This is a genomic window from Bacteroides sp. RCH18 (assembly GCF_058231005.1).
In genome coordinates, this window is sequence record NZ_JBIPTC010000001.1 from 531800 (window position 1) to 554204 (window position 22405).

The window sequence follows — 22405 nt, forward strand, 5'->3', positions numbered from 1 at the left end:
AATAAAAATTAGTTGCAATCGTTAATTATATGGCGTACTTTTGGGAGCGAATTTAGAAGCCTTACACACTGGTAAGTCTTACACCTTATTAATGAGAATTAAATAATAAAATATTAAGTATTTATGGCTGAATCAATTGATATCCGCGAACTGAATGAGCGGATTGAAAGACAAAGTGCTTTCGTTACCAATCTTACGACAGGTATGGACCAAATCATCGTTGGTCAGAAACATTTGGTTGAATCACTGCTTATCGGATTGCTTTCCGACGGACATGTTCTTTTAGAAGGTGTACCCGGTCTGGCAAAAACTTTGGCTATCAAAACACTCGCTTCCCTGATCGATGCGAAATATAGCCGTATTCAGTTCACTCCCGACTTATTGCCGGCCGATGTTATTGGTACCATGGTTTACAGTCAGAAAGATGAATCTTTCAAAGTACAAAGAGGACCTATCTTTGCCAACTTCGTATTGGCGGATGAAATAAACCGTGCTCCGGCCAAAGTACAGAGTGCCTTGCTGGAAGCCATGCAGGAACGTCAGGTTACTATCGGTAAGGAAACATTCATGTTGCCGGAACCTTTCTTAGTATTGGCTACTCAGAACCCGATTGAACAAGAAGGTACTTACCCGCTTCCTGAAGCACAGGTAGACCGTTTCATGCTAAAAGTAGTGATTGACTATCCGAAGCTGGAAGAAGAAAAACTGATTATCCGTCAGAATATCAACGGCGAGAAGTTCAATGTGAAACCTATCCTGAAAGCGGAAGAAATTATCGAAGCCCGCAAGGTGGTTCGCCAAGTTTATCTGGATGAGAAAATAGAACGTTATATTGTAGATATTGTATTTGCTACTCGTTTCCCCGAGAAATACGATCTCAAAGAACTGAAAGACATGATCGGATTTGGTGGTTCACCTCGTGCTTCTATCAATCTGGCACTGGCTGCCCGCACATACGCTTTCATCAAACGCCGCGGCTATGTAATCCCGGAAGATGTACGTGCTGTTGCGCATGATGTTCTTCGTCACCGTATCGGACTGACATACGAGGCGGAAGCCAACAACATGACTTCGGACGAAATCATCAGCAAGATTCTGAACAAGGTTGAAGTGCCCTAATCTGCTATCATATTGCAATGCAGTAAAAGGTAGTCAAGTGCATTTTACTTAACTACCTGACTACTTACTACTTTAACTACTGTATAAATGGAAACAAGTGAAATATTAAAAAAGGTTCGTCAGATTGAAATCAAGACACGAGGACTGTCTAACAATATCTTTGCAGGCCAATACCATTCGGCTTTCAAAGGTAGAGGTATGTCGTTCTCTGAAGTCCGTGAGTATCAGTTCGGCGACGATATACGCGACATCGACTGGAATGTGACGGCACGATTCAACAAACCTTATGTGAAGGTGTTTGAAGAAGAGCGCGAACTGACAGTGATGTTGATGGTCGATGTTTCCGGAAGTTTGGAATTTGGTACGGTCAAACAACTGAAGAAGGATATGGTAACGGAAATTGCAGCTACTCTTGCATTTTCTGCTATACAAAACAACGATAAAATTGGTGTGATCTTCTTTTCAGACCGGATAGAAAAGTTTATTCCTCCTAAGAAGGGACGTAAACACATTCTATATATTATCCGCGAATTGATTGACTTCCAGCCGGAAAGCCGTCGTACAAATATTCGTCTCGCATTGGAGTATCTGACCAATGTAATGAAAAGACGTTGTACAGCGTTTATTCTATCTGACTTCATCGATCAGGATAACTTTAAGAACGCTCTGACTATTGCCAACCGAAAGCATGACGTAGTGGCATTACAGGTTTACGATAGGAGAGTGAGTGATCTTCCTCCGGTGGGACTGATGCGAATAAAAGATGCGGAAACCGGGCATGAACAATGGATCGATACTTCTTCCAAAGCTGTACGCCGGGCACACCGTGACTGGTGGATAAACAAACAGACCGAACTGAACGACACATTTACCAAAAGTAATGTTGACTCCGTATCTGTGAGAACCGACCAGGATTACGTAAAGGCATTGCTGAATTTATTTGCCAAACGAAATTAATGGAATCAAAGATGAATAGAAATATTATTCTGATAGCATTGTTATGTCTGCTTTCTATAGGTAGAGCTGTGGCACAGTCTGTTACGGTGGAAGCCAAGATAGATTCGTTGCAGATATTAATTGGCGAACAGGCGAAAGTACAATTACAAGTAGCGATGGACGCCAAACAACGTGCTGTCTTTCCTGCTTATACCGATACACTGGTGCGTGGGGTAGAAATTATAGAAACCGTCAAACCGGATACACAATTTCTGAATGATCGCCAACGAATGCTGATTACTCAGGAATACATCGTTACCTCGTTTGACTCAGCTCTCTATTATCTTCCGCCAATGCCCGTCACAGTGGATGGCAAAGAATATAGATCGAAAGCTCTGGCATTGAAAGTATATTCGATGCCAGTTGACACATTGCATCCGGACCAGTTCTTCGGACAGAAAACGGTGATGAAAGCGCCTTTCGCATGGGAAGATTGGTATGGACTGATCGGTTGCTCATTCCTTGCATTGCCTTTACTCGGCTTATTGATCTATCTGATCATTCGTATACGTGATAACAAACCGATTATCCGCAAGATAAAAGTAGAACCTAAGTTGCCGCCACATCAGGCTGCTATGAAGGAGATCGAACGTATCAAGAATGAGAAAGTATGGCAGAAAGGACAGCCGAAGGCATATTATACGGAATTGACAGATACTCTTCGTACTTATATTAAAGATCGTTTCGGATTCAATGCACTAGAGATGACTTCTTCTGAAATTATCGATAAGTTATTGGAAATGAATGATAAAGAGGCAATATCAGATTTGAAGGAACTCTTCCAGACAGCTGATTTAGTAAAATTTGCCAAGCATGATCCGCAAATGAATGAAAATGATGCGAATTTGATTAATGCAATCGACTTTATCAACGAAACAAAGCAACCGGAAGAGGAGAATCAGAAACCGCAACCAACGGAAATCACAATTATCGAGAAACGTTCTCTGCGTACCAAAATATTATTAATCTGCGGTATTGTATTCTTGTCAGCAGCATTAATAGGTACTTTTGTATATATAGGTATGCAGCTTTATGATCTCTTTGCATAATGTGGTGTGAATACTAAATAGTAAACTGTTAAATCGAAAATAAAATGGTTTTTGCCAATATTGAATATCTGTTTTTGCTATTATTGCTTATACCTTATATTGTATGGTATATCTTGAAGCGAAAGAAAACTGAAGCTACCCTTCAGATTTCGGATGCACGGGTATATGCGCATACTCCTAAAAGTTATAAGAATTATTTGCTACATGCTCCATTTATACTGCGCGTCATTGCATTGGCTTTGATTATTGTGGTATTAGCGCGTCCGCAAAGCACTAATAAGTGGCAAAACAGCGAAATAGAGGGAATTGATATTATGCTGGCTATCGACGTGTCTACCAGTATGCTGGCGGAAGACTTGAAGCCAAACAGACTGGAAGCAGCCAAAGATGTAGCTGCCGAATTTATTAACGGACGCCCGAATGATAATATTGGTATCACTCTGTTTGCCGGAGAAACATTCACTCAATGCCCGCTGACTGTGGACCATGCCGTATTGCTGGATATGATTCATAATATCAAATGTGGTCTTATTGAAGATGGTACAGCTGTTGGTATGGGAGTTGCAAATGCTGTAACTCGCCTGAAAGACAGTAAAGCGAAATCAAAAGTTATCATCTTATTGACGGATGGTACCAATAATAAAGGAGATATTTCGCCATTGACAGCCGCTGAGATTGCCAAAAGTTTCGGTATCCGTGTGTATACTATCGGAGTGGGTACGAATGGAATGGCTCCATATCCTTATCCGGTCGGCAATACAGTACAGTATATCAATATGCCGGTGGAAATCGATGAGAAAACACTGACTCAGATTGCCGGTACTACCGATGGTAACTATTTCAGAGCTACGAGCAACTCGAAACTGAAAGAGGTATATGAAGAAATTGACAAGCTGGAGAAAACAAAATTGAACGTAAAAGAGTATAGCAAACGGGAAGAAGACTATCGCTGGTTTGCACTGGCTGCTTTCCTTTGCGTACTACTGGAAGTTTTATTGCGTAATTCAATACTCAAGAAAATTCCGTAGGAATGTTTCGTCAATCGTGATTTGTAACGTAAAATAGGAAGAAGATGTTTCGATTTGAAGAACCTGCATATTTATATTTATTGCTGCTACTACCGTTTTTAGCAGCTTTCTACTTGTATTCCAATTACAGGAGACGGAGAAATATCCGGCGTTTTGGAGATCCGGAATTGTTAGCGCAATTAATGCCGGATGTATCTAAATATCGACCGGATGTGAAATTCTGGCTCATCTTTGCCGCTATCGGCTTATTCTCAGTATTGCTGGCTCGCCCGCAATTCGGTTCCAAGCAGGAAACGGTGAAACGTAAAGGAGTGGAAGTGATTATAGCTCTGGATATATCCAATTCTATGCTGGCACAGGATGTGCAGCCCAGCCGTTTGGAAAAAGCCAAGAGATTAATATCCAGATTGGTAGATGAATTAGATAACGACAAAGTCGGTATGATCGTATTTGCCGGAGATGCTTTTACCCAGCTACCGATCACGAGCGATTATATTTCCGCCAAAATGTTTTTGGAATCTATCAGCCCATCGCTGATTTCCAAGCAGGGTACAGCAATCGGAGAGGCAATTAACCTGGCAACCCGCAGTTTTACTCCGCAAGAAGGAGTGGGACGTGCTATCATTGTCATCACGGATGGTGAAAATCATGAAGGTGGCGCTGTAGAAGCTGCTAAAGCTGCTGCCGAAAAAGGGATTCAGGTAAGTGTGCTGGGAGTAGGTATGCCCGAAGGTGCTCCTATTCCGGTAGAAGGCACTAATGATTATCGTCGTGACCGCGAAGGTAATGTAATTGTAACCCGTCTGAATGAGGGCATGTGTCAAGAAATAGCCAAAGACGGAAAGGGTATCTATGTACGGGTAGATAATTCTAATTCTGCCCAAAAGGCTATCAGTCAGGAAATAAGTAAGATGGCTAAGTCTGATGTGGAATCGAAAATATATACAGATTTCAACGAACAGTTTCAGGCTATTGCATGGATCATTTTACTATTGTTACTAGCTGAGATGTTAATTTTGGATCGTAAGAATCCATTATTCAAAAACGTTCATCTGTTCTCTAATAAGAAGTAAGCTATGCGTATGTTAAAAATGAAATATATCTTGTTTGCTGCTTTTCTGTTATCGGCTGCCGGCGTTTCGGCACAGAAAGCAGAGCGTGACTATATCCGCAAAGGAAATCGTCTGTTCAATGATAGTGTATTCGTAGATGCAGAAGTTAATTATCGCAAGGCTTTGGAAGTTAATCCTAAATCTGCTGTATCCATGTACAATTTGGGAAATACGCTCTCACAACAACAAAAGTTTCAGGAAGCCATGGAGCAATATGATTCTGCCAGCAAAATAGAAAAGGATAAAATGAAATTGGCACACATCTACCATAATATGGGGGTGCTTTTTCAAGCTGGTAAAGATTATGCAAAAGCAGTGGATGCCTACAAAATGTCGCTGCGCAACAATCCTGCAGATCATGAAACACGGTATAACCTGGCACTCGCCCAAAAGATGTTGAAAGACCAACAGAATCAGCAGGATCAAGATCAAAATCAAGACCAGAATAAAGATCAGCAGCAGAAACAAGACCAGAAACAGGATCAAAACAAAGATAAACAGAACGATCAGAAGAAAGACGACCAAAAGGATCAGCAACAACCGCCGAAGCCTGAAAAACAAGATAATCAGATGTCAAAGGAAAATGCTGAGCAGTTACTTAATTCTGTGATGCAGGATGAGAAAGACGTACAGGACAAAGTGAAGAAACAACAGAAAGTTATTCAGGGCGGTCGTCTGGAAAAAGATTGGTAATAATAAAAAGTTGATGATATAAATTTCATAAGCAATGAAAAAACTGATTGTTATATTGATGGCATTGATAGCATATAGCACCCAAGCGCTTGCCGACAAGGTGTCATTCACTGCTTCCGCTCCCGATGTAGTGGTGGTAGGGGATCAATTCAGGCTATCTTATACAGTAACCACACAAAAAGTTAAAGACTTTCAGGCACCGTCTATCAAAGGATTCGACGTCCTGATGGGGCCAAGCCGTTCTCAGCAAAGCAGTACACAGATAATGAATGGTAATGTCACCTCTACAAGTAGTATTACATTCACTTATATATTGATGGCAAATACTGCCGGTGAATATACAATCCCCGGAGCTTCTATTGTAGCTGATGGCAACCAGATGGTTTCAAACTCCGTAAAGGTGAAGGTTTTGCCACAAGACCAAGCTAGTAATGGAGGACAAAATGACGGTAGCTCATCTGCACGCTCTTCATCCGGTACAAGTGTATCTAACCAGGATTTGTTTATCACAGCAACTGCCAGTAAAACGAATGTATACGAGCAGGAAGCATTTGTCTTAACCTATAAAATATACACCAGAGAACATGACTTGCAATTGAATAATGCCAAACTGCCTGACTTTAAAGGATTTCATTCTCAAGAAATTGAAATGAATGCAAATGCAAGATGGACACAGGAGCATTATAAAGGACGTAACTATAATACGACAATCTATCGCCAATTCGTATTATTTCCCCAGCAACCAGGTAAGTTATTTATAGAACCGGCACAGTTCCAGATGACGGTAGGTAAAGCTGTACAATCTGACGATCCTTTTGATGCATTTTTCAATGGTGGAAGCAATGTAGTTAAAGTACCGAAATCTATCGTTACTCCTAAAATAGCAATTAATGTCAATCCGCTTCCTGCTGGTAAACCTGCAAACTTTTCAGGTGGAGTGGGAGAGTTCAACATTTCTTCTTCCATTAATAGCAAGGAGCTGAAAACTAATGATGCTATCACCATTAAGTTGGTAATCTCCGGCACCGGAAACCTAAAGCTGATTTCTAATCCGGAAATTAAGTTCCCGGATGACTTTGAAGTATATGATCCGAAGGTGGACAACCAAGTCAGATTAACTCAGGAAGGTCTTACAGGAAACAAAGTCATTGAATATCTGGCTATTCCAAGACATGCAGGCAATTATAAAATCCCGGGGGTATCTTTCAGCTATTTCGATATCCGTTCAAAATCTTACAAAACGTTGAAAACGGAAGACTACGTAATCAATGTTGAGAAAGGTGCAGGAAATGCTGATCAGGTGATTGCCAATTTCACCAATAAAGAAGACTTGAAAGTATTGGGTGAAGATATCCGTTACATTAAGCAAAATGAAGTTACTCTCCAACCTAAGGGTAGTTTCTTCTATGGCTCAATGACCTATTGGCTATTCTATATCATTCCTGCTTTAGCCTTCATCATCTTCTTTATCATCTACCGCAAACAAGCCGCTGCAAATGCCAATGTTGCTAAGATGAAAACAAAGAAAGCTAATAAGGTAGCAACCAAGCGCATGAAACTAGCCGGTAAGTTGCTCTCTGAAAACAAGAAAGATGCCTTCTATGATGAAGTACTGAAAGCATTGTGGGGATATATCAGCGACAAACTCAGTATTCCGGTTTCCCGTTTGTCGAAAGACAATATTGAAGAGAAGCTGAGAAACCATGGAGTAAGTGAAGAACTAATTAAAGAATTCCTGAATGCATTGAATGATTGTGAATTTGCTCGTTTCGCTCCAGGTGATGAAAATCAGGCAATGGATAAAGTCTATTCTTCTTCAATAGAAGTGATAAGCAGAATGGAAAATTCAATAAAACATTAACCCAGAAGAGATTGTGTCATGAAAAAAATATTGTTTTTTATATTATTATCAATGTCAGTCACTTGTTTCGGACAAGGAACTCAAAGCATTGATTCTATACAAATAACTGAAGCTGATTCTATCCATGCGGGTTCACATACATTTTCTGATAGGAAATTGGAAGATGTAACAAAAGCCGAAGGAGATTCCGCATATATAAAAGATGATTATGCAACTGCTATCCAAATATATGAATCCTTATTAAAAAATGGGGAATCTGCGGATGTGTACTATAATTTAGGAAACAGTTACTACAAAGCTGGAGAAATTGCAAAAGCCGTACTCAACTACGAACGTGCTTTGCTTATGAAACCAGGAAACAGCGACATCCGTGCCAATCTGGAAGTGGCACGCGCTAAAACAATAGATAAAGTAGAACCTGTTCCGGAAGTTTTCTTTGTATCATGGACCAAAGCCTTGATAAACAGTATGAGTGTAGACGCATGGGCTACATGGGGAATTGTCTCCTTTATTCTATTTATCATCGCTCTTTACTTCTTTATTTTCTCCAAGCAGATTATACTGAAAAAAACAGGATTTATATCAGGTATCGTTTTCTTAATCGTTGTGATATGCTCTAATCTTTTTGCTTCAGAGCAAAAAGAACGTTTAGTAAATAGAAGCGAAGCGATCGTCATGAATCCTAGTGTAACAGTTCGCAGCACTCCGAGTGAAAGTGGAACAAGTTTGTTCATCCTTCATGAGGGACGCAAGATCAGTATCAAAGATAACTCAATGAAAGAGTGGAAAGAAATTCGCTTGGAAGACGGCAAAGTAGGATGGGTACCGGCTTCCGCTATTGAAGTGATATAAAATTCGTAAACAGAATTTAGGAATTTAGGAAAAAAGATAAGCAAATAATTTGTTTTATCTTTTTTTTTGCTTAAGTTTATAGCGTGATAAAAAATTAAATACAATATAGTATTAACCATTAAATTTATGAGACATGAGAACAATAACATTTAATGAACTTCGCAAGATTAAAGATTCATTGCCTAGCGGTAGCATGCATAGAATAGCAGACGAACTTGGTTTGCACGTAGATACAGTGCGCAACTTCTTCGGAGGCCACAATTTCAAGGAAGGAAAAAGTGTCGGAATACATCTTGAGCCCGGTCCGGATGGTGGGCTTGTAATGCTGGATGACACAACTGTTCTCGACCGGGCTCTAAAAATTTTAGATGAAATAAACATGAGTATGCAAAAAGAACAAGCTACCGAACCTATGCAAATTTAAAATATAAAACAAGAATCCCAATTGCCCAAACAATTGGGATTTCTTATTTGTTTACCTTCAAAAACAGATTATTATGGAAGATAAATTAGTAACCTTAGCTATTCTGACTTATACAAAAGCTCAGATTCTAAAGAATGTCCTCGAAAATGAAGGAATAGAAACATACATTCATAACGTAAATCAAATACAACCTGTTGTATCTTCAGGAGTACGTCTGCGAATTAAAGAAAGTGATCTACCACGTGCATTAAAAATAACGGAAAGTTCTACCTGGTTATCTGAAAGTATAGTGGGAGAGAAGACACCTAAGGTAGATAGTAAATCGAACAAAATTTTAATACCTGTCGACTTCTCCAGTTATTCGATGAAAGCGTGTGAATTTGGCTTTAATTTGGCCAAAACTGAGAATTCTGAAGTGATTCTATTACATGTTTACTTTACACCGATATACGCTTCGTCATTACCATATGGCGATGTATTCAATTATCAGATCGGAGATGAAGAATCTGTTAAAACAATCATCCAGCAGGTCCATTCAGATCTCAACGCACTATCTGATAAGATTAAGGAAAAAGTTGCATCTGGAGAATTTCCAGATATCAAATATAATTGTATTTTACGAGAAGGAATTCCGGAGGAAGAAATCTTAAGATATGCCAAGGAGCAACGTCCTAAGGTTATCATTATGGGAACGCGTGGAAAAAGCCAGAAAGACATTGACTTAATTGGCAGTGTAACAGCTGAAATTATTGATCGAAGCCGCACAGCAGTATTGGCTATTCCAGAAAATACTCCGTTCAAAGAATTCAATGAAGTAAAACGTATTGCTTTCTTAACCAATTTTGATCAGAGAGACTTGATTGCTTTTGAAGCATTTTTCAACACATGGAAATCTTTCCATTTTTCAGTCTCATTAATACATCTGGCTGAATCCAAAGATACTTGGAATGAAATTAAACTTGCAGGTATCAAAGACTATTTCCAAAAACAATATCCCGGGCTTGAAATTCATTATGATGTGGTAATGAATGATAATCTATTAAAAGGACTTGATCAATATATCAAAGATAATCAAATAGATATAATAACATTAACTTCCTATAAGAGGAATATATTTGCACGATTATTTAACCCGAGCATTGCTCGTAAAATGATTTTCCATTCTGATACGCCATTGCTTGTTATTAACGGATGATGAGAAAGAACGAAAATAAGCTGTTTACGTTTAGGGAATAATAATGATTATGTTTAATAGAAAATTGGTATAGCCTCTTTTTTATTTTCTCACAAAAAGAGAATCATCATTATATAGTTTGATAAAAATCAGAATCATCATTCAAGCTTCTTTATTTGTAAAAATAAAAAAAGACTATCCCAATTTAAATTTTGGGATAGTCTTTTATAATAACTGACTTAATATAATTATTTCATCATCTTATCGATTTCTTCAAATTCAGGACCCATGTTCAGATTATAGTAAACACGGTAAAGACCCTGTAACCACAAATCTTTTTGATCAGGTTTCAAAGCTCTGGCTTTTTCGTAGAATGGCTTAGCTTCTTCATAGAATTTCTTCACTGTAGCTTGTGCCTCTGCATATTTAGGATCATTGATATCTGTTGTAGCTTTATCAGCATAATCCTGAGCCTTCATCAAATACACTAATCCTACATTAGAATATGCTTCTGCATATTCAGGATCTGCAGCAATAGCTTTCTTGTAGAACTCAATAGCATTATCATATTCTTTCATATTATGATAAAGGTACGCTTTCACATAAAGATACAACTTGTTATTGGCATCAGTAGACAACATTCTATCAGCAAATTCCATAGCTTTAGAAGCTTGGTTAGAGCTAGTATAGTAATCTACCAAATTCGCAAAGAAATAATCATTTCCAGGGAATTTTAAAATACCTTCTTCCAATGATTTAACCCATGCCGCAGTATCACCTTTAGCTTTATATGCATCTGCCATCAATTGCATTGCAAACTTACCGCCATCTTTGTCATCCAATGCAGCAGGAGCATATTTAATAATTGCATCTTTATCTCCTACTCTGTCAGCAGCCAATGTTGCGTAATATGCTATTTGTGCCAAAAGAGTATCTGTTTTAGCTAAATTTTGCTCTGCCAACATAGGATAAGAAGCTGATTCTACGTATGTTGCAAAGAATTGCAAAGCTTCCTTATTCTTATCAAGGTTAAAGAATTGAATACCACCGTTGATCAAGTTAGGACGTTCAACCAATATAGTTGAAGCATTTGCTTTTCTATATTTGTTTTTAATTTTACCTTTTTCATTAGGTACTTGAGCTAGATCATCACATTTAGTATAATACTCAAACATTTTTAAAATGCTGTTGTATGCCTTCAATGTGTCAAACGGCTGTTTCAGAACACCTTTCTTATCACGTTCTTCTTCGATAAAACGTTTCTGAATAAATCCAGCAACGTCCCATGTGTCAGGAAGATCCTTGGTCTCAGGGTTCTTAATGGCTTCATTAATCAGCTTTTCAGCTTGATTAAAATTCGGTTTTACATCACTGGCAATGCTTTTGGCTTCTTTTACATTCTTCATTTGAGCGAATGATAAGCTTACGGCCATCAATAAAACCATTGAAAATAATACTCTTTTCATGATTGTTGTTTGATTAATTATTAATATTATGTCTATTCCTCAATTTCGTTGTTATTTTCATTAACATCTGTAGCAGTATCTGCATTGTCAACATCCTGATCAGTAGTCAGATCACTGACAATAGTACCTTCTGCTTCTTCTGCGGGAACTTCATCCTCAAGACTTTCTGTCATTACTTTACATACAGAACCAATCTGATCGTTACGTTTTTCAAGATTAATCAGACGAACACCTTGAGTAGCACGTCCCATAATGCGGACATCGGCAACTTTCAGACGGATAGTTATTCCAGATTTATTGATAATCATTAAGTCATTCTCATCGGTCACTGACTTAATTGTTACCAACTTACCTGTTTTTTCAGTAATATTCATGGTCTTTACACCCTTGCCACCGCGATTAGTCTTACGATAATCTTCAATTTCAGAGCGCTTACCATATCCCTGTTCAGAAACAACCATTACGGATTCTGTTTCCAAATCTTTAATACATATCATTCCTATTACTTCATCTTGACCATCATTATCCAATGTAATACCACGTACACCTGTAGCCGTACGTCCCATTACACGAACTGCAGCTTCATGGAAACGAATAGCCCGACCATTGCGATTAGCAATAATGATTTCATTATTACCATTCGTCATTCGAACTTCAATTACACTGTCATCCTCACGAATTGTAATAGCATTTACACCATTCTGACGCGGGCGTGAATATTGTTCAAGCAATGTCTTCTTGATAACACCCTTCTTCGTACAGAATAATACGTAATGACTATTGATATATTCAGTGTCATCCAGGCTCTTAACACGCAAATATGCAGTTACACTGTCATCAGAGTCTATATTTAACAGGTTTTGTATAGCACGTCCTTTGGAATTCTTCGTTCCTTCCGGTATCTCATAAACTTTCAGCCAATAACATTTACCTTTTTGTGTAAAGAACATCATGGTATTGTGCATAGTAGCCGGATATATATGCTCTACAAAGTCCGCATCACGAGTTTCTGTTCCCTTAGAGCCTACTCCACCACGATTCTGCGCACGGAATTCTGTTAATGGCGTGCGTTTGATATATCCCATATGAGAAATTGTGATAATCATCTGATCATCAGCATAGAAGTCCTCCGGATTAAACTCTTCGGAAGAATAAACGATTTCAGAACGACGTTCGTCACCATATTTCGCTTTAACTTCCAATAATTCATCTTTCATCACCTTACGACATACCTCATCATCAGCCAAAATACTTTCCAAATAAGCAATCTGTTTCATGATTTCTTCGTATTCAGCATGAAGCTGATCCTGCATCAGACCAGTCAACTGACGCAAACGCATCTCTACAATTGCACGTGACTGTATTTCTGTCAGATTAAAACGTTCTATCAAACCTGCAATAGCATCATTTGGAGTCTTAGCTGCACGAATAATACGAATAACTTCATCAATATTATCAGAAGCAATGATTAAACCTTCAAGGATATGTGCACGTTCCTTTGCTTTACGCAGATCAAACTGAGTACGGCGGATAACTACTTCGTGCCTGTGCTCTACGAAGTATTTAATCATATCTCTCAGATTCAATGTCTTAGGACGTCCGTGAACCAATGCAACATTATTCACACCGAAGGAAGTCTGCAAGGCTGTCATCTTATACAGCTTATTCAGCACTACGCTTGCATTAGCATCACGTTTTACATCAATAACGATACGCATACCGTCACGGTCAGACTCGTCGTTTGCATTCGAGATACCTTCTATTCTCTTATCATTAACAAGATCAGCAATATATTTGATCAGTTCAGCCTTATTAACATTATAAGGGATCTCAGTCACTACGATTTTATCATGTGTCTGTCCGGTTTCAATTTCCGCTTTTGCACGCATTACTACACGTCCACGACCTGTCAGATATCCTTCACGTACTCCGCTGATACCATATATATAACCACCTGTAGGGAAATCCGGAGCTTTGACATAAGTCATCAGTTCCTCTACTGTGATTTCCTGATTATCAATATATGCTTCACAAGCATCAATTACTTCCGAAAGATTATGAGGAGGCATATTAGTTGCCATACCTACCGCAATACCGGAAGCACCATTAACCAAAAGATTAGGAATACGGGTCGGCATCACCTTCGGCTCTGTCAACGTATTATCAAAGTTAGGTTCGAAGTCTACAGTTTCCTTATACAGGTCATCCATCATCGCTTCACCCAACTTGTTTAAACGAGCCTCCGTATAACGCATGGCAGCGGGGCTATCACCATCTACAGAACCAAAGTTACCTTGGCCATCTACCAAAGGATAACGCATTGCCCATTCCTGAGCCATACGCACCATAGCATAATAAACTGAAGAGTCTCCATGCGGATGGTACTTACCCAGTACTTCACCCACGATTCTTGCAGATTTTTTATAAGGTTTGTCTGAAGTATTACCCAATTCCATCATTCCGTATAAAATTCTACGGTGAACGGGCTTAAATCCATCTCTAACATCCGGAAGGGCACGTGAAACAATGACCGACATGGAGTAGTCAATGTACGATGACTTCATTTCCTCCTCGATGTTAATCTTTATAATTCTGTCTTGTTCAAGCATTTAAAATGATTATTAATTATACATTGTATGGTCTGTGAAAAACCACGCTAAAGTACTACTTTTCCACGATATACGAAAGTTTTTCCGAAGAAAGTTTTTTTCTGCTTGAAGGACAGTCTGTTTGTCTATATTTAGTTATTAAAATTAAAAATTTCAAGGAACGAATTGACTTCTAACCATTAATATTAGAAAAAGAAATGAGAAAAAGAATAAATACTACCATTAAGGAGACCATATTTGTGAAAAACAGGGAGTAATATTTGTTATACCTTATATATATAATACAAAGCCTTGTTTTTATGGCACGCCATTTGTAGATATAAGAAATAAAGCAAATATGCAATACAAACTTGATTAAATGCGTATATTTGCCAGTAAATAACCCCTTAGAAGAAAAGGAAAAAGTATGAATAATCAATTCTCACAAAGAGTTTCCGACATTATCGTCTATAGCAAGGAAGAAGCTAACCGGTTGAGGAGTAGGCATATCGGACCTGAGCACCTACTTCTGGGAATGCTTCGTGACGGTGAAGGAAAAGCTATCGAGATATTGTCAAAACTCAACACCAATTTAGCTGCAGTAAAGCAGCAGATTGAAGCTCGGCTGAAGACAGAAGCTGATGATATGCTATTGCCTGATGCAGAGATACCGTTGTCTAATGACGCGGCAAAAATATTAAAAATGTGTATTTTAGAAGCACGTGGAATGAAAAGTAATATAGCTGATACAGAGCATGTTTTGTTAGCGATCCTAAGAGAAAGAAACAATATGGCTGCTTCCGTGCTCGAAGCTAATGACGTTAATTACGTGAAAGTGTTGGAACAAGCCACATTGCAACCGGATGTAAATTCCGGTATGGGATTCCCGGAAGACGATGATGATGAAGAAATGTCTTCTCCCCGATCTGGTGGAAGCGGTTCGGAAGAACGCCAGCAACAGGCACAAACAGCTTCAAAAAAACCGGCCAATGACACGCCTGTACTTGACAATTTCGGTACAGATATGACAAAAGCGGCAGAAGAAGGACGTTTGGACCCTGTAGTAGGCAGAGAAAAGGAAATTGAACGCTTGGCTCAAATTCTGAGTCGCCGCAAAAAGAACAATCCGATTCTGATCGGTGAACCTGGTGTAGGAAAATCAGCAATCGTTGAAGGACTAGCTTTGAGAATTATTCAAAAGAAAGTCTCACGCATCTTGTTTGATAAGCGAGTCGTAGCTCTTGACATGACCGCAGTTGTGGCAGGAACAAAGTACCGTGGCCAATTTGAAGAACGTATTCGTTCCATTCTCAACGAGTTACAAAGGAATCCGAATGTGATCCTGTTCATTGATGAGATCCATACAATTGTAGGTGCAGGTTCTGCAGCCGGCTCAATGGATGCAGCCAATATGCTGAAACCCGCATTGGCACGCGGCGAAATACAATGTATTGGTGCTACTACCCTTGATGAATACCGTAAGAATATAGAAAAAGACGGTGCTTTGGAACGTCGTTTCCAAAAAGTTATGGTGGAACCCACTACTGCTGCCGAAACTCTTCAGATTCTGCGTAACATCAAGGATAAATATGAAGATCATCATAACGTGAACTATACAGATGAAGCATTGGAAGCTTGTGTCAAGTTGACAGACCGTTATATTACGGACCGTAACTTCCCCGATAAAGCTATTGACGCTTTGGATGAAGCAGGATCACGTGTACATCTGACCAACGTCAATGTGCCCAAGGAAATCGAAGAGCAGGAAAAACTCATAGAAGAAGCTAAAAGCAAGAAAAATGAAGCTGTGAAATCGCAGAATTTTGAACTCGCTGCCAGTTTCCGAGATAAGGAGAAAGAGCTTACGCTTCAGTTGGACAAAATGAAACGGGAATGGGAAAACAGCCTGAAAGAGAACAGACAGACTGTTGATGCAGAGGAAATTGCCAATGTTATTTCTATGATGTCCGGCATTCCGGTACAGCGTATGGCGCAAGCCGAAGGAATTAAGCTAGCCGGCATGAAGGAGGATCTGCAATCGAAAGTGATCGCACAAGATCCGGCTATAGAGAAACTGGTTAAAGCTATTTTAAGAAGCCGTGTGGGATTGAAGGATCCCAATAAGCCCATTGGAACCTTTATGTTCTTAGGCCCGACTGGTGTAGGTAAAACCCATTTAGCCAAAGAATTGGCAAAATATATGTTCGGCTCTTCCGATGCACTGATTCGTATAGACATGAGCGAATTTATGGAAAAATTCACTGTCTCACGTCTGGTCGGAGCTCCTCCGGGATATGTAGGATATGAAGAAGGCGGACAATTAACTGAAAAAGTACGTCGCAAACCTTATTCTATCGTCTTGCTTGATGAGATCGAAAAAGCACATCCGGATGTGTTCAATCTCCTTCTTCAAGTGATGGACGAAGGCCGTCTAACTGACAGTTATGGCAGAATGGTTGATTTTAAAAATACAGTTATTATCATGACTTCCAATATTGGCACCCGCCAGTTAAAGGAGTTTGGACGTGGTGTAGGATTTGCTACACAAAGCCGTCTGGATGATAAAGAGTTCTCGCGAAGTGTTATACAAAAAGCATTAAACAAATCATTCGCGCCAGAATTTATCAATCGTGTCGATGAAATCATAACATTTGACCAACTCTCTTTGGAAGCTATCACGAAAATCATTGATATTGAGCTAAAAGGACTATATGATCGTATTGAATCTATTGGATATAAGCTAGTTATTGATGATGAAGCAAAAAGATTTGTGGCCGAAAAAGGATACGACGTGCAATTCGGAGCCCGCCCTTTAAAACGAGCTATTCAAACTCATCTGGAGGATGGACTGTCAGAACTCATTATAACTTCTTCTCTGAAAGAAAAAGATGTCATTCAAGTCTCTCTGAATAAAGAGAAAGGTGAATTGGAGATGAAAGTTATTGCATCTTGAAAGAAGATTACTTAAATAAGATAAGTCATAAAATATGCCAGAATGTCAGACCTTAGGGTCTGGCATTTTTTTTGTCTCTATCTGAACAAATATCAATTAAAAACATTCTAATAAATAAACCAAAAAAATATACGTTATTATGCAAAAAGGTAATATTGGGGTTACAACAGAGAACATTTTCCCTATCATCAAAAAGTTCTTGTACAGTGACCATGAAATTTTTCTTCGCGAATTAGTGTCTAACGCAGTAGATGCCACTCAGAAACTGAATACCCTTGCTTCCATTGGAGAGTTTAAAGGTGAACTGGGCGATCTGACAATTCACGTTGAATTAGGTAAAGACACTATTACTATCTCCGACCGTGGTATTGGTCTGACTGCAGAAGAAATAGAAAAGTACATCAATCAGATTGCATTTTCAGGAGCAAATGATTTTCTGGAAAAATACAAAGATGACGCAAATGCAATCATCGGACATTTCGGTTTAGGCTTCTATTCTGCCTTTATGGTTGCAAAAAAGGTTGAAATTATCACCAAATCCTACAGAGACGAAGCACAAGCTATAAAATGGACTTGTGATGGTAGCCCTGAATTCACTATTGAAGAAGTAGATAAGACAGATCGTGGTTCAGATATCATCTTATATATCGATGACGATTGCAAAGAATTCCTCGAAGAAGCACGTGTTTCTGAGCTTCTGAAGAAATATTGCAGCTTCCTTCCTGTCCCCATTGCATTTGGAAAAAAGAAAGAATGGAAAGATGGCAAACAGATAGAAACCGCTGAAGACAATATTATTAACGATACCACTCCATTGTGGACTCGTAAGCCGAGCGAACTGTCGGACGAGGATTATAAGTCGTTCTATACCAAGTTGTACCCGATGTCAGACGAGCCATTATTTTGGATTCATCTGAATGTAGATTATCCCTTCCATCTGACCGGTATCCTCTATTTCCCGAAAGTAAAGAGCAATATTGAGCTGAATAAAAATAAGATTCAATTATATTGCAACCAAGTATATGTAACGGATTCTGTAGAAGGAATTGTACCGGACTTCCTGACTTTATTACATGGAGTTATTGATTCTCCGGATATTCCATTGAATGTATCCCGTTCTTATTTGCAAAGCGACTCGAATGTGAAGAAGATTTCTACCTATATCACGAAGAAAGTTTCCGACCGCCTGCAATCGATTTTCAAGAACGACCGCAAACAGTTTGAAGAGAAGTGGAATGATTTGAAAATATTTATCAATTACGGCATGCTTACTCAAGAGGATTTCTATGAGAAAGCGCAAAAATTCGCCCTTTTCACCGATACAGATAACAAACATTATACATTTGAAGAGTATCAGACCCTTATTAAAGATAATCAGACAGACAAAGATGGAAATCTGATCTATTTGTATGCTAATAATAAGGATGAACAATTCAGTTATATCGAGGCTGCCACCAACAAGGGGTACAATGTTCTGCTTATGGATGGTCAATTAGATGTAGCTATGGTAAGTATGTTGGAACAGAAGTTTGAGAAATCTCGCTTCACCCGTGTAGACAGCGATGTTATCGACAACCTTATCATCAAAGAAGACAAGAAAAACGAGACATTGGAAGGAGAAAAGCAAGAAGCTATCACAACTGCTTTCAAGAGCCAATTGCCCAAAATGGATAAAGTTGAGTTCAATGTAATGACACAGGCATTGGGAGACAATTCAGCTCCGGTGATGATTACTCAAAGCGAATATATGCGTCGTATGAAGGAAATGGCAAATATTCAGGCCGGAATGAGCTTCTATGGAGAGATGCCGGATATGTTCAATCTGGTTCTGAACTCCGACCATAAGCTTATCAAGCAAGTGCTTGACGAAGAAGAAGCAGCTTGTCACCCAGAAGTAGCTCCTATACAAACAGAGATGAATAGTGTCAGCAAGCGTCGCAATGAACTAAAAGACAGCCAAAAAGACAAGAAGGAAGAAGATATTCCTACTGCAGAGAAAGATGAATTGAATGAGCTGGATAAAAAATGGGATGAACTGAAAAATAAAAAAGAAGGCATCTTTGCAGGATATGCCAGCAACAACAAGGTAATCCGTCAACTCATCGACCTGGCTTTATTGCAAAACAATATGCTAAAAGGTGAAGCTCTGAACAACTTCGTGAAGCGCAGTATTGAGCTGATTTAATACCGCCCCTTTATTTATAACATAAATCAATGAAAGAGCATTCAACACTAAAACGTGTTGCAATGCTCTTTTTTCATCATAAAACGAACGCTAAAATATCGATAAATTGGAAAGTATTGTATATATTTGAACACTAAATGATAAATACTTCAATTGTTTGATTTGGGTTATGAGAAAAATACTTTTAGTGTTAATTGCTATATGGTTATTCATGCCGACTGTCTGTGCCCAAAAAGTAGGTCTTGTCTTAAGTGGTGGCGGTGCCAAAGGATTGACACACATCGGCATCATTCGCGCCTTAGAAGAAAATAACATTCCTATCGATTATATTACAGGAACTTCCATGGGAGCCATTATCGGCTCTCTTTATGCGATGGGGTATTCTCCTGATGATATGGAAGAATTATTGAAGTCAGAAGACTTTAAAAGATGGTATTCTGGACAAATAGAAGAGAAATACGTATACCACTTCAAGAAAAATGTCCCGACACCGGAGTTTTTTAATATCCGTTTCTCATTCAAAGACTCATTAAAAAACTTCAAACCACAATTTCTGCCCACAAGCGTAGTAAATCCCATACAGATGAATCTGGTTTTTGTAGATTTGTATGCACGCGCTACAGCTTCGTGTAAAGGCGATTTCGACAAGTTGTTCGTTCCTTTCCGATGCATAGCTTCTGATGTCTACAATAAAAAGCAACTCGTAATGAGAAACGGAGATTTGGGAGATGCCGTCCGAGCTTCCATGAGCTTTCCCTTTATGTTTAAGCCTATAGAGATTGACAATGTACTGGCATATGACGGAGGGATCTACAATAATTTCCCAACAGACGTTATGAGAGACGATTTTCATCCGGATATTATAATTGGAAGTGTGGTATCTACAAACCCCACCAAACCCAAGGAAAATGACCTCATGAGCCAGATAGAAAACATGGTCATGCAAAAAACCGACTATTCTATTCCGGATTCAATGGGTATTCTGATGACATTCAAATATGACAATGTCAGCTTGATGGATTTTCAGCGAATAGATGAATTGCATGATATCGGATATAACCGAACCATAAGCATGATGGATTCTATAAAAAGCCGTATACAAAGGAGGGTTAATTTGGATAATATACGTTTGAGAAGAATGGTATACCGAAGCAACTATCCGGAATTACGCTTCAAAAACATCATTATTGACGGAGCCAATCCCCAACAACAAGCATATATTAAAAAAGAATTTCATAGCTCTGACAATAAGGAATTCACTTACGAAGACTTGAAAGAAGGCTATTTCCGGCTGCTTTCAGACAACATGATTTCCGAAATCATCCCGCACGCCGTATATAATCCGGAGGATGAAACGTATGACCTGCATTTAAAAGTCAAACTGGAAAATAATTTTGCCGTACGATTAGGTGGGAATATTTCCACGTCCAACTCGAACCAGATTTATCTTGGACTCAGCTATCAGGATTTAAATTACTATGCGAAAGAATTTCTTTTTGACGGTCAACTCGGGAAAGTCTATAATAATGCACAATTCATGGCTAAGATCGACTTTTCTACTGCGATCCCGACCTCTTACCGCTTTATCGCATCTATTACTACTTTCGATTATTTTAAAAAAGACAAGTTATTTTCCAGAAATGACAAACCGGCATTTAATCAGAAAGACGAGCGCTTCCTTAAACTTCAGGTAGGGTTACCGTTCCTTTTAAGTAAACGAGCTGAGTTTGGAATAGGGATCGCCAGAATAGAAGACAAATATTTCCAGAGAAATATTATCGATTTTGAGAAAGACAGATTCGACAGAAGCCGTTATGATTTATTCGGCGGCTCTATCAGCTTCAATGGAAGCACACTTAATTCACGGCAATACCCGACACAAGGTTACAAAGAAGCTCTTGTTGCACAGATATTCATGGGACGGGAAAGATTCTATCCAGGTGAAGAGACCAAAGGAGTTCAAATAAATAAAGAACACCATTCCTGGCTGCAATTATCATATATGAAAGAAAAATACCATACGATGAGCGAACACTGGGTTTTGGGATGGTATTTAAAAGCTTTGTACGCTTCCAAGAACTTTTCCGAGAATTATACGGCGACTATGATGCAAGCAGGTGAGTTTTCACCTACTCTACATAGCAAACTCACCTATAATGAAGCTTTCCGCGCCAATCAATTTGTGGGAGCCGGCATTCGTCCCATCTATCGTCTCAATCAAATGTTCCATCTGCGAGGTGAATTTTATGGTTTTATGCCTATATATCCGATTGAAAGAAACTCATTAAATAAGGCATATTATGGAAAAGCCTTCTCTAAATTCGAATATTTAGGAGAAATTTCTGTTGTGTGTCAATTACCGTTCGGAGACATCTCTGCTTATGTAAATCATTATAGCTCACCGAGAAGGGAGTGGAATGTCGGGTTAAGTATCGGTTTCCAACTGTTTAATTACCGTTTCATCGAATAATTTTCTACAAAAAAAAGTCGCCGAATGCTTGCTAATTCGGGAAAAGTACGTATCTTTGCACCCGTTAAAACGAAACAATGGTCGCGTAGCTCAACTGAATAGAGTAGCTGACTACGGATCAGCCGGTTACAGGTTTGAATCCTGTCGCGATCACTTTTTCGGAAAAACAGAATGGCCGCGTAGCTCAACTGAATAGAGTAGCTGACTACGGATCAGCCGGTTACAGGTTTGAATCCTGTCGCGGTCACTTCTACTTCTACCAACATTTAACAAGGTCGCGTAGCTCAACTGAATAGAGTAGCTGACTACGGATCAGCCGGTTACAGGTTTGAATCCTGTCGCGATCACCAAAGTCCTCTGCATTCTTTGTGGAGGATTTTGTTTTTTACCCCATTCCATCGAAGAAATCCTGCATCACGAGAAAAAAATTAAGCG

The 22405-nt window shown here is 39.0% G+C and carries 15 protein-coding genes and 3 tRNA genes; 16 read left to right on the top strand and 2 right to left on the bottom strand.

Translation table 11 applies throughout. The features are described 5' to 3' along the window. Positions 1 to 123 precede the first annotated feature (123 nt). From ACHLI0_RS01935 to ACHLI0_RS01980, 10 genes are all read left to right on the top strand, one after another. A complete protein-coding gene (locus ACHLI0_RS01935; protein WP_008761573.1) occupies positions 124 to 1119 on the top strand; it encodes an AAA family ATPase in 996 nt (331 codons plus the stop codon). Positions 1120 to 1206: 87 nt separating this feature from the next. After that, positions 1207 to 2076 (top strand): DUF58 domain-containing protein, encoded by an 870-nt coding sequence (locus ACHLI0_RS01940; protein WP_008761572.1) that lies wholly within the window; start codon positions 1207 to 1209, stop codon positions 2074 to 2076. Further along, positions 2076 to 3164: a BatD family protein gene (locus ACHLI0_RS01945; protein WP_055217872.1), complete on the top strand. Its 1089-nt coding sequence runs from the start codon at positions 2076 to 2078 to the stop codon at positions 3162 to 3164. The genes ACHLI0_RS01940 and ACHLI0_RS01945 overlap by 1 nt, the downstream gene beginning before the upstream one ends. A 44-nt stretch (positions 3165 to 3208) precedes the next feature. Further along, a complete protein-coding gene (locus ACHLI0_RS01950) occupies positions 3209 to 4192 on the top strand; it encodes a vWA domain-containing protein (RefSeq protein ID WP_008761570.1) in 984 nt (327 codons plus the stop codon). A gap of 44 nt (positions 4193 to 4236) precedes the next feature. Next, entirely contained in the window at positions 4237 to 5265 is a 1029-nt protein-coding gene (locus ACHLI0_RS01955) for a VWA domain-containing protein (protein ID WP_008761569.1), read from the top strand. A 9-nt stretch (positions 5266 to 5274) separates the two neighbouring features. Continuing rightward, on the top strand, positions 5275 to 5997 hold the full coding sequence (locus tag ACHLI0_RS01960) for a tetratricopeptide repeat protein (protein WP_172685117.1): 723 nt from the start codon (positions 5275 to 5277) through the stop codon (positions 5995 to 5997). Between the two features lie 34 nt (positions 5998 to 6031). Further along, positions 6032 to 7858, top strand: a complete 1827-nt coding sequence (locus ACHLI0_RS01965) for a BatD family protein (RefSeq protein ID WP_055217876.1) — start codon at positions 6032 to 6034, stop codon at positions 7856 to 7858. A gap of 18 nt (positions 7859 to 7876) precedes the next feature. After that, complete coding sequence (locus ACHLI0_RS01970) at positions 7877 to 8710, top strand: tetratricopeptide repeat protein (RefSeq protein WP_055217878.1); 834 nt, start codon at positions 7877 to 7879, stop codon at positions 8708 to 8710. A gap of 133 nt (positions 8711 to 8843) precedes the next feature. Next, positions 8844 to 9134, top strand: a complete 291-nt coding sequence (locus ACHLI0_RS01975) for a hypothetical protein (protein ID WP_008761566.1) — start codon at positions 8844 to 8846, stop codon at positions 9132 to 9134. Positions 9135 to 9207: 73 nt separating this feature from the next. Beyond that, positions 9208 to 10329 carry a universal stress protein gene (locus ACHLI0_RS01980; RefSeq protein ID WP_490748339.1) on the top strand — a complete coding sequence of 374 codons (1122 nt, stop codon included), beginning with the start codon at positions 9208 to 9210 and terminating at the stop codon, positions 10327 to 10329. 227 nt (positions 10330 to 10556) lie between these two features. On the opposite strand, the gene ACHLI0_RS01985 is transcribed toward ACHLI0_RS01980, so the two are convergent. Both ACHLI0_RS01985 and gyrA read right to left on the bottom strand, forming a co-directional pair. Continuing rightward, entirely contained in the window at positions 10557 to 11774 is a 1218-nt protein-coding gene (locus ACHLI0_RS01985) for a tetratricopeptide repeat protein (protein WP_008765728.1), read from the bottom strand. Positions 11775 to 11806: 32 nt separating this feature from the next. After that, positions 11807 to 14383 (bottom strand): DNA gyrase subunit A, encoded by a 2577-nt coding sequence (gene gyrA, locus ACHLI0_RS01990; protein ID WP_008765727.1) that lies wholly within the window; start codon positions 14381 to 14383, stop codon positions 11807 to 11809. A 406-nt stretch (positions 14384 to 14789) separates the two neighbouring features. Between gyrA and ACHLI0_RS01995 the strand changes: the two genes are divergently transcribed. The 6 genes from ACHLI0_RS01995 to ACHLI0_RS02020 all read left to right on the top strand — a co-directional run bounded on the left by ACHLI0_RS01995 (position 14790) and on the right by ACHLI0_RS02020 (position 22320). Then, a complete protein-coding gene (locus ACHLI0_RS01995; RefSeq protein ID WP_490748340.1) occupies positions 14790 to 17315 on the top strand; it encodes an ATP-dependent Clp protease ATP-binding subunit in 2526 nt (841 codons plus the stop codon). Positions 17316 to 17454: 139 nt separating this feature from the next. Next, complete coding sequence (gene htpG, locus ACHLI0_RS02000; RefSeq protein WP_490748341.1) at positions 17455 to 19500, top strand: molecular chaperone HtpG; 2046 nt, start codon at positions 17455 to 17457, stop codon at positions 19498 to 19500. Between the two features lie 169 nt (positions 19501 to 19669). Beyond that, positions 19670 to 21970 carry a patatin-like phospholipase family protein gene (locus ACHLI0_RS02005; protein ID WP_234117840.1) on the top strand — a complete coding sequence of 767 codons (2301 nt, stop codon included), beginning with the start codon at positions 19670 to 19672 and terminating at the stop codon, positions 21968 to 21970. A gap of 79 nt (positions 21971 to 22049) precedes the next feature. Beyond that, a tRNA-Arg gene (locus ACHLI0_RS02010) sits at positions 22050 to 22123 on the top strand. A gap of 20 nt (positions 22124 to 22143) precedes the next feature. After that, positions 22144 to 22217: transfer RNA gene (locus tag ACHLI0_RS02015), tRNA-Arg, on the top strand. A 26-nt stretch (positions 22218 to 22243) separates the two neighbouring features. After that, a tRNA-Arg gene (locus ACHLI0_RS02020) sits at positions 22244 to 22320 on the top strand. The last annotated feature ends 85 nt before the right edge of the window (positions 22321 to 22405 follow it).